Origin of the sequence: Microbacterium sp. Leaf203 (assembly GCF_001421275.1) — a bacterium.
Classification (GTDB): Bacteria; Actinomycetota; Actinomycetes; order Actinomycetales; family Microbacteriaceae; genus Microbacterium; species Microbacterium testaceum_A.
Window position 1 is genome coordinate 732441 of the sequence record NZ_LMKF01000031.1, and the last position, 9151, is coordinate 741591.

At 70.4% G+C, this 9151-nt stretch carries 8 protein-coding genes; 1 reads left to right on the forward strand and 7 read right to left on the reverse strand.

What is annotated here, in order from left to right; genetic code table 11:
* Window positions 1-44: 44 nt before the first annotated feature.
* On the reverse strand, window positions 45-647 hold the full coding sequence (coaE, locus tag ASE56_RS16250) for a dephospho-CoA kinase (RefSeq protein ID WP_056232232.1): 603 nt from the start codon (window positions 645-647) through the stop codon (window positions 45-47).
* 112 nt (window positions 648-759) lie between these two features.
* On the opposite strand from coaE, the gene ASE56_RS16255 reads away from it, so the two are divergent.
* Complete coding sequence (locus ASE56_RS16255) at window positions 760-1134, forward strand: response regulator transcription factor (RefSeq protein WP_082450786.1); 375 nt, start codon at window positions 760-762, stop codon at window positions 1132-1134.
* A gap of 8 nt (window positions 1135-1142) precedes the next feature.
* Here the strand turns inward: ASE56_RS16255 and ASE56_RS16260 are convergent, their stop codons facing one another.
* The 6 genes from ASE56_RS16260 to ASE56_RS16285 all read right to left on the reverse strand — a co-directional run bounded on the left by ASE56_RS16260 (window position 1143) and on the right by ASE56_RS16285 (window position 9082).
* Window positions 1143-2300, reverse strand: a complete 1158-nt coding sequence (locus ASE56_RS16260; protein ID WP_056232238.1) for a diguanylate cyclase — start codon at window positions 2298-2300, stop codon at window positions 1143-1145.
* Window positions 2297-3916, reverse strand: a complete 1620-nt coding sequence (locus ASE56_RS16265) for a cell wall metabolism sensor histidine kinase WalK (protein ID WP_162234527.1) — start codon at window positions 3914-3916, stop codon at window positions 2297-2299. Before ASE56_RS16265 ends, ASE56_RS16260 begins: the two co-directional genes overlap by 4 nt.
* A gap of 90 nt (window positions 3917-4006) precedes the next feature.
* A complete protein-coding gene (locus ASE56_RS16270; protein WP_056232246.1) occupies window positions 4007-4684 on the reverse strand; it encodes a hypothetical protein in 678 nt (225 codons plus the stop codon).
* Between the two features lie 117 nt (window positions 4685-4801).
* The gene (locus ASE56_RS16275; protein WP_056232249.1) at window positions 4802-5353 is read right to left on the reverse strand and encodes a GIY-YIG nuclease family protein; all 552 of its coding nucleotides are present in this window, start codon (window positions 5351-5353) and stop codon (window positions 4802-4804) included.
* Between the two features lie 34 nt (window positions 5354-5387).
* Entirely contained in the window at window positions 5388-7688 is a 2301-nt protein-coding gene (gene treS / locus ASE56_RS16280; RefSeq protein WP_200914225.1) for a maltose alpha-D-glucosyltransferase, read from the reverse strand.
* Between the two features lie 116 nt (window positions 7689-7804).
* Window positions 7805-9082 carry an MFS transporter gene (locus ASE56_RS16285; RefSeq protein ID WP_082450789.1) on the reverse strand — a complete coding sequence of 426 codons (1278 nt, stop codon included), beginning with the start codon at window positions 9080-9082 and terminating at the stop codon, window positions 7805-7807.
* Window positions 9083-9151: the final 69 nt, after the last annotated feature.

Here is a 9151-nt window from a genome sequence, read left to right on the forward strand (position 1 = left end):
GGTTGCGTTCGCCGTGGGCGAGCGCCCGGGTCGCATCGGCCCGATCAGGCGGGACGGACCACCCGAGCCCAGAGCTCGTCGACCTGTCGACGCGTGGCATCCATGTCGGCCGCGGTGTCGATCACGACGTCCGCCAGAGCGAGTCGCTCCTCCTCGCTCGCCTGCGAACCCACGCGCGCGCGGGCGTCGGCCTCGCTCAGCCCCCGGTGCTCGACGAGGCGCCGCACGCGGAGCTCCGCGGGGCAGTGTGCCACGACCACCAGGTCCCACGAGTCGCCGCCGCGGGCCTCCGCGAGCAGGGGGACGTCGTACACGACCACCGCACCCGCGTCCGCGGCGAAGGCCTCCTCGAAACGCCGCTGCGACTCCTCGCGCACGGCCGGGTGCACGAGCGCGTTGAGGCGCGCGAGTCGATCGGGATGACCGAACACAAGGGTTCCGAGCGCGGCCCGATCGAGAGACCCGTCGGGTCGCACGACGTCCGCGCCGAACTCGTCGGCGATCGCGCCGAGCACCACGGACCCCGGGGCCTGCACCTCCCGCACGATCGCATCCGCGTCGACCACGACGGCTCCGCGGTCGGCGAGAAGGCCGGCGATGGTGGATTTGCCCGAGGCGATCCCACCCGTCAACGCGAGAAGAGGCACCCATCGAGGATGCCATATCCGCACGTCCTCCCACCGGGGAGGCGGATCGTCCACCTGTCGTCTACCATTTGCCCAGGCCGCACGCCCGTTCCGGCCCGACGAAAGCTCCGCCATGACCTCCCCACACACCACTGTGGTGATCGAGGACGACCTCGACATCCGCCTCCTCGTGACGGCGGTCCTCGAGAGCGCCGGATACGTCGTCCACGCGGCCGCGACCGGCCTCGACGGCATCGAACTCGTCCGTCGGCACGACCCCGTTGTGACGACGTTGGACGTGAGCATGCCGGGGATCGACGGGTTCGAGACGGCGCGCCGCATCCGCGCGTTCAGCGACACCCGCATCCTCATGGTGAGTGCGCGGGCTGATGAGAACGAACAGCGGGCGGGCCGCGAGGCCGGCGCCGACGACTACCTCACCAAGCCGTTCCGTCCGCGCGAGCTCCGCCAGCGGATCACCGACCTCGCCCAGTCCGTCCGGGACTGACCCCCGACTCAGGCCAGCCCGAAGGCCTGTTCGCCGGTCGCAGCCGCGTGCGCCGCGGCCTCGTCCGCTCGTGTCGTGAGGGCGACGGAGTGATAGCCGTGATCGGCGGCCAAAGCCATTCCGACGCCCACGGTGGGCACGACCGCGGCGCCCAGGCGCGCGAGGTCGGCGACCACGCGCTGATGAAGGACGCGAGCGGCGCGACGCACGTCCGTCGTCGGCGTCGTGGTGAACGCCACGGCGAGGCCGGCGGCATCCGTCTCCCCCACGAGAGCCATCGTGGGCGAGTGCCGACGCACGGACGCGCGCACCTCGAGGGCCAGCCGCTCGGCGTCATCGGGGCCGAAAGCGACCGCGACGCGCTTGAGATCGTCGATCCGGATGCCGATCACGCACACGCCCTCGCCCGCCTCCTCGGCCCGCGAGCAGATGATGGCGAGAGTGGCCTCGAACGATTCGCGGAAGAGCACGCCGTTCGCGTCCACCGACAGCCGTCGGGTCTCGGACGTCCCGCGCAGCGCCGACTCGTTCGCCCGGAGGACGGAGGTCACCACCACCGCCGCGATGACGAGCGAGATCGTGAGGATCGCCGACACCCGCGTGTCGAACGCGTCGCGGAACAGCGCGCTGTCGGGGCCGAGCGAGAGGAACACGATCGCGCGAGCGACGAACCACACCGTCTCGACCGCCAGGACGACGGTCAGTCCCGACGAGCTCCAGCGACGGGCGATCGCCCCTCGACGCGTCTCGATCGCCCCCGTCGCGGCGAACACCGCGTTGCCGAGGAAGAACGGCACGGCCCCCGCCCACGATCCTCCCTCGGGCCCTGCGGCCAGAGCGGCGACGACGACCACGAGGACGGTCGCCGTGAGGATGAGCGCGGCGCGGCGAACCGATCCGCCGTTGAAGGCGACGCACCCCAGCCAGATGAAGCCGGTCGCGGCGACGAACGCGCCGTTGCCCACCGCGATCGCGACGTACACGTCGGGGAGCAGCAGCCAGGCCAGGTAGCACATGGCCGAGAACGTCCCCGACAGGTAGGCGCTCGCCCACAGTCGCCCGGGGAGACCGTCCTTGAGCATGAGGGTGTCGAGCAGGTACATGACCGTCGACATGACGATCACGAGGGTCGCCGCGGCCTGCAGGGTGAGGACGTCGAGGTTCACGGGGTCTCCCTCGGATCGCGTGGCAGCCGCACGGTGAAGGTCGCCCCTTCGCCCGCTGCCGTGTGCACGGTGATCTCGCCGCCGTGGGCGCGGACGAGGTCTCGGCTGATGGCGAGGCCCAGCCCGCTGCCGTGGGTCGAGGATTTGCGCACGGCGTCGCCCCGGAAGAACCTTTCGAACAGGCGCGCCTGTTCGCTCGCGCTGATGCCCGGCCCGTCGTCCGAGATGACGACCGTGATCGAGCGCGGTTCGTTTCCGACCGAGACGGCCACCGACCCGCCGCGCGGGTTGTACTTCACGGCGTTCGAGAGCAGATTGTCGATGACCTGGCGCACCCGGCGTCCGTCGACCAGCGCGTGCGCCGTCGGCAGGTCGCCGGCCTCGATCAGGATGCCGTGATCATGCGCCTTCAACGCGATCGACTCGATCGCGGAGCGGACGATGGCCGAGACGTCGGTCGTGCGCAGATCCAGGTCGACGCCGAAGCCCTCCCTCGACGTGGACGACACCGCGAGGATGTCGGCGACCAGCTCGAGCAGCCGCGAGGCGTTGCGCTCGGCCACCTCGAGCCTCTCCCGGGTCGCGGGATCGAGCTCGTCGTCGTCGAGCGCGAGGTCGAGGTAGCCGATGATCGAGGTGAGCGGGGTGCGCAGCTCGTGCGAGACGCTGGCGACCAGGTCTTCGCGGGCTCGACGGGCTTGCTCCTCCACCGTCACGTCGCGCGAGACGACCACCGCCCCGGCGTCGCCGGCGTCGCTGCGGGGCAGACGGCGCGCGGTGACGTTGAGGGCGCGGCGGTCCTCCCCCGGGAGGCCGTACCAGACCACCTCACCCTCGAACACCTCTCCCGAACGCGCGCGAGCGAGCGGAGCGGATTCGGGGGCGATCGCGGTGGACCCGTCGGCGGCGAACACCGCGACCTCCCGGCCGAAGGCGTCCGTGCTGTTCAACAGGAGCCCGTGGGCGGTGTTGGTGACGGAGAACTCCCCGGTCGGGGTGATGCGCGTGACGCCGAAGTCGACGGCATCCAGCACCTCGGTGACGAGGTCCTCCTGACGCCGGGCACGATCGAGGGCTCGACGCAGCTCGGCGGACTGCTTCTCGAGCAGGACCCGCTGGGCGCGGGATCGTCGAGCGGTGAACGCGGCCATCGACGACAGCGCCGTCACGGTGAAGGGCAGCACGAGGGTCGACGCGGTGAATCTCTGCAGGTCATCGGTCGTGAGCTGGTGGACCATCACGGCGGTGACCGTCAACGACACGGCGACGACGCCGCGCAGACCGAAGACCGTCCCGATCCAGATCGCGGGGAACGTCCACAACAGACCGACTCCGGCCAGCGGCGAGCTCTCGCGCATGACGGCGATCGCCACGACGTCGACGATCGGCAACAGCCCGACCACCCACCGGGGCATGCGCTGCCAGGGCAGGAGCACGGCGGCGATCGCGCCCGCGAAGACGAGCGAGGTCCCTCCGAAGAACAGCGAGGCGTGGCCCACCTGCCCCACCGAGATCGACACCACGACACTCAGGAGGGTCGCTGCGGCGAGAAGCGTCTGGCTCGCCACGATGCTGCGGCGCAGACCGAAGCGCTCGCTCGAGGTCGGAGGCGCCATGGCCTCGACCATAGCGTTTCCCGAGTGCGCGACAGGGGCGGTGTGCTCCGGCACGCCGGTCAGGGGGTCGTGACGGCTCGCGCGAAGGGGTCAGAACCCGAAATCGCCGCCGAAATCTCCCCCGAGGTCCCCGCCGAAATCGGCCGCGCCCGCGTCCGTCTCCGACGCGTCCGCGACGCCGGCGGCATCCGCGTCGGCCAGGGCGTCCGCTACCGCGCCGTCGGCGTATCCCGCGTCGTATCCGGGGTCGAACATCGCCCCGACGAGAGCGGAACCGACGACGTACCCCCCGATGGTCCCGAGCATCGAGGCTCCGAGCATCGACCCGAAACCCGGCCCGTTCGAGAACCCGCGCCCGCCGAAGGTGCGCTCCATGAAACCCGGCTGCGAGTACTCGGCGCGGGTGGCCGCGCGGGCCAGGGATGCCGGATCATCGCTTGCGGGACGCTCGGCGGGTGCCAACCCGGCCGACATCTCGGCGAGCACCTGTTGACGCTGGGCCGGGGTCAATCGGCCGAAGGCTTCGGCGTGCACCTGCTCGACCGTCTCGGGAGGCGCCGTCCGGAGCAGGTAGCGGTAGCGTTCGATCGCCTGGCGGTCCTCGTCGGACCCGGATGCGGCGGCCGGCGCCTGCTGCTGCGCGGGCGGAGGGGCGTACCGACCCTCGGCGTCGCGAGAGCCGCTCGCCGAACCGGGGGGCACCGGCGTCTCGGGGGCTCGTCGCGAGACGTCGTCGCCGGAGCCGAACAGTCTGTCGAACAAACCCATGGGTGCGCCTCTCGGATCGTGTGTCTCGAACCGTAGACCGCTCGCCTCGGAGCGCCCTGAGGCTTGTGGACGGCGGAGCACTCGTGGCAGACGGGGAGGCGGAGCGTGCGACAGCCGTCAGCCCCGGCGCGCGATCGCCGCGCTCGTCCACCGGGCGTACAACGCCCAGGGGTCGTCGACGCCCGCCGCGAGCTCGGCCACGTGCGCGTCGAGCGCGGGACTGCGGTGAAACCACTCGGTCCTGCCGAATCGCTCGTCGCCGAACTGCGCGTGTCGACGCCGCTCGACGAGCCTGTCCCCCGGCTCGAAGGCGAGGAGTTCGTCGTGCCAGATCGCGGCCAGCCGCTGGCGGGGGCTCGCCGTGGTGCCGATCTTGATGCGGTCGTCGAACCGGAGGTAGTAGACGACGTCGACGCGCGGCGGCGGCAGTTCGCCGTCGACGGGGTCGCCGTGCCGCCACTCGCACACCGCGCAGAGCCACCCGCTCGGCCACCGCACGCCCAGCCGCGACCCGCACAATCGGCAGGGCGCCGGGAGCACGTCGGTCACGCCGTCGTGTCCGGCGGCCCAGTCCGCGCTCACGCTCAGGTGCCAGGTGCACATGGCCACCGGGGCGGAGGAATCGCCCGCTCGCCGGCAATCGGGCACGAGGCAGTCGGGGTCGGACATGCGCTCACGCTACGCCCGACCCCCGACATCGCCGTCAGTCGTCGGCGGCCGGCGCCTCCAGAACGAGGAACAGACCGGCGTACGGCCCGAGCTCGAGAGAGAAGCTCTGCAGTTCGTCCACTCGGCCGACGGCCTCGCCGGTCGCGGCGTCGATCGCGGTACTCTGCGGTACCAGCCACTCCGACCGGACCGTTCCCTCGATCGTCTCGCCCGAGAAGTTCAGCACCGTGATCTGCAAGGGCGCCGACTCGTCCCGTCGGTCGCCCCCGTCGAGACGATGGACCATGACGAGCATGCTCGGATGCCCGACCTGCGGGATGTCGACCTGAGAGGCGATGGCGATGCCGTGATCGCCGCGGATCCGCAGGATCTCTTTCAGCCCCGACAGGAAGGATTCGGGGTCTTCCTGCTGCCGGCCCAGCGAGCCGTAGAGCGAGCGCGCGCGCGGCACGCCCGACATCGACGACGCTGCGTCGGGGGCCACGTCGAGCAGGTCGTGCGCTCCCCGCTCGATCCAGCGTGTGTCGCCGGTCGAGATGAGGTGTCGCACGTCGTCCGCCGGAAGCGTGAGCGAGCCCGTGAGGTCCCAGCCCGAGAGGGCGAAGACCCCCGGCTGCCAGGAGTTGTACTTCGCGAGCAGCAGGTGCGCATCGCGGATGGCCGGGATGTCTTGGTCGGTGATCTCGTCGAGCGTCGCCTTGCCCTGCGTCGCGGCGATGAGGGATGCCGATGTGCAGGCGATCCCGTTCTGCGTGAAGACGAGGTTGTAATCGGCGTCGACGGTGAGCTTCTCGGTGAGCTCGGCGCGCACCATCTCGGCGATCTCTCCCCCGGTGTGCTCCTCGTGCCGGAAGGGGTAGACGGTGTCGCGGTGGGTCGTGGCCCAGTGCACGAGCTCGTAAGTCAACTCGTCGTGATTCTGCATGCCGTGCACGAGCTGCACGGGCTCGACGCCGGTCTCGAGCGCCGTTGTGAGAGCGAGCCGCAGGAACTCCGTGTTCGCCGTGGCGAGGGCGTGGTGATACCCGGGCCGCGTGACGAAGTCGTACGACAGGTCGGCGCCGACCGCACTTGTGTCGCGGATGTCCTCCATCGTGAGGTTCAGCTCTTGGAACGTGAACCCGCCGACCTTTCGGACCATCCCGGCGATGATGTGGTTGGCCGCGTGCGACAGCGGGTGCCCCTCCGACCACGCGGGCAGACCCTCTGCGCTCTTCTCCACACCGAGGAAGCCGTTCGCGTCGAGTCGCAGCGCGCTCGTCCCGAGATCGCCGAGGGAGTGCAGGGCGTCTCCGATCACGAGCCGCATCCCCGCGAAGGTGGGGTCGAGCCAGTTGATCGACGGCTGCCCCTCCTTGAAGTAGTGGAGGTACACCCAGCGTCGCTCGAGACCGTCGGTGCCGACGACCGGGGCGGTCGTACTCCAGTTCGTCTCTTTCACCCCCGGGGTGTAGAAGATGACGCGCTGCAGCTCGCCGATGATGTAGCCGCGTGCGCTGAGCTCGCGCTCGGTCTCGGCGTCGAGGTTGACCGAGTCGCGTCCGGCGGGCACCTCGGGAAGCAGGTCCCAGTCCTCACGCGGGATCTCGACCATGTGGTAGATGCCCGGGTAGTCCTTGTAGGCCATCTCGGCGAGCCGGAAATCCGCGCCCTTACCGGTGTGACCGGGAACGATGTCGTCGATGACGCTGCCGCCGTGCGACTCCGCCACGTCGGCCACGCGGCGGAAGGCGTTCTCGTCACCGAATTCGGGGTCGATCTGCGTGCTGATGCGATCGAAGTGACCGTCGACGCTGGGGGTCTCCTGCCAGCCGGTGATGCCTCCGGCTCTCTTGACGGGACCGGTGTGGATGCCGTTGATCCCCACCCACTCGAAAGCCTCCCACAGCGCCTCATCGCCGAGTGCCTCGAGGAACGACTCCCCCGGGCGGGTGATGAGCGAGATCGGATAGGCCGTGAACCAGACGTCGGTCGATTCGATGGCTCGGCGCGCGTCCGGGCGCGCGTACGGATTACGCCACATCGAGGGCTGACCGGACAGCTGCCGGCTCAGCACATCGGCGTCTTTGAGCATCGACTGACGGACGAGCCACTCCACATAGGAGGGATTGCCGCCGTTCGCGTTGCGGGGATCGGTGAGGAATCGACGGAGAGTGCCACCGCGGAACTGGTCGCGGGGACGCAGCCGACGGGGTCGCGCCGGATAGCGCTGCTCGTCGTAACTGATCTCGGTCGTCGTCTCGACCGCCTCTTCGGCATCGATGTCATCCGCGTCGTTCCGACCGGCATCGACCATCTCGTCGTCCATCACAGCGCGCTCATCGGCGTCGTCCACTCCCGACCTCCCTCACGTCATATCCGACGCTAGTCGCTTCCACCGACATCGACCTCGGGCATTGACCTCGACCCGCCGGGTGTCGACAGATCCGTCGTGCGCGCATTCCTCCGGGCTCACCGCGGACGCGACGGGGCCCCGCGCAGGGCCGACCAGGCGATCACCAGCGCGAGCAAGCACATCCCGAGCACCGCGGCGAGGAACGCCCCCCACCCGACGGAGGAGAAGACCAGTCCCAGCAGCCATCCGAACAGGCTCGAGCCCGCGTAGTACCCGAGGTAGTACAGCGACGACGCCTGCGCGCGGGCCTCGGGATCGGCGGCGACGGGTGTCCAGCCCGAGGCCACCGCGTGCGCTCCGAAAAAGCCGGCGGTGAAAGCGAGCAGCCCCACGATCACCGCGGCGATGAACGGCAGGAACATCACGATCACGCCCGCCGCCATGAGTCCGGTGCTGCCGAGCAGGAGGGGGAGCCTGCCGTACCGCACGGCCAGCGCGCCCGCCCGCGGAGACGAGACCGTCCCGGCCAGGTACGCGAGGAACAACAGCGTCACGATCGCCGGCGGCAGAGCGAACGGCGGGGCCGCCACGTGGAAGCCCAGATAGTTGTAGACCGCGACGAAGGCGCCCATCAGCAGGAACGCTTGCGCGTACAGCGCCATCTGCACCGGAGAGCAGAGGTTGAGCGCCAGACGCCGCCTCACCGACGGTCCCCTCACCGTCCGGGACCGACCGGGAACGAATCCCCTGGCGGCCGGCACAAGCCACAAGAAAACCACCGCCGCGGCCACGCAGAGAAGGACGACGGATGCCACCCCCCACCGCCACCCGGCCAGTTCGGCGATCCAGCCCGAGGCCACGCGTCCCGACAGACCACCCACGGTCGTTCCCGCGATGTAGGAGCCAGCCGCGGCCGCCACGAAGCGGGGCGACACCTCCTCGCTCAGGTAGGCGAGAGCGACAGCCGGAACGGCGCCGAGCGCCGCCCCCTCGAGAAGGCGCAGCGCCAACAGCACGCCGAGGTCGTCGGCGAAGGGCGTGACAGCGCCGAGAAGCGTGGCCGCGATCAGGCCGATGGCCATGGCGGACACGCGACCGATGCGATCGGCTACCAGCGACCAGGGGATGACCGCCACCGCCAGGCCCAGAGTGGATGCCGAGACGGTCAGCGCCGCCCCTGCCGGGCCCGACGCGAGATCGTCGGCGATCGCCGGGAGGACGGCCTGCGTCGCGTACAACTGCGCGAAGGTCGCGACGCCACCGAAGAAGAGTCCGATCAGCAGGCGACGGTAGTCGCGACTCCCGGGGAGATGGCCCGAGAACTCGCTCACACCCTCGAGCCTACCGACCAGTGCCCCGGGGTAGGACGAAGCGCCGGTGCCCACACCCTCCATTTTCTGGGTGGTGTGGGCACCGGCGCTGAAACCCAATCCCCGGGCGTTCGACCGGGGTCGATCACCGGG

Excerpts from the sequence above, each read along its gene's own strand:
- ASE56_RS16255 (WP_082450786.1), top strand. The coding sequence starts at position 760 with ATGACCTCCCCACACACCACTGTGGTGATCGAGGACGACCTCGACATC.
- ASE56_RS16285 (WP_082450789.1), bottom strand. The coding sequence starts at position 9,082 with ATGGAGGGTGTGGGCACCGGCGCTTCGTCCTACCCCGGGGCACTGGTC.
- ASE56_RS16270 (WP_056232246.1), bottom strand. The coding sequence starts at position 4,684 with ATGGGTTTGTTCGACAGACTGTTCGGCTCCGGCGACGACGTCTCGCGA.
- ASE56_RS16275 (WP_056232249.1), bottom strand. The coding sequence starts at position 5,353 with ATGTCCGACCCCGACTGCCTCGTGCCCGATTGCCGGCGAGCGGGCGAT.
- ASE56_RS16265 (WP_162234527.1), bottom strand. The coding sequence starts at position 3,916 with ATGGCGCCTCCGACCTCGAGCGAGCGCTTCGGTCTGCGCCGCAGCATC.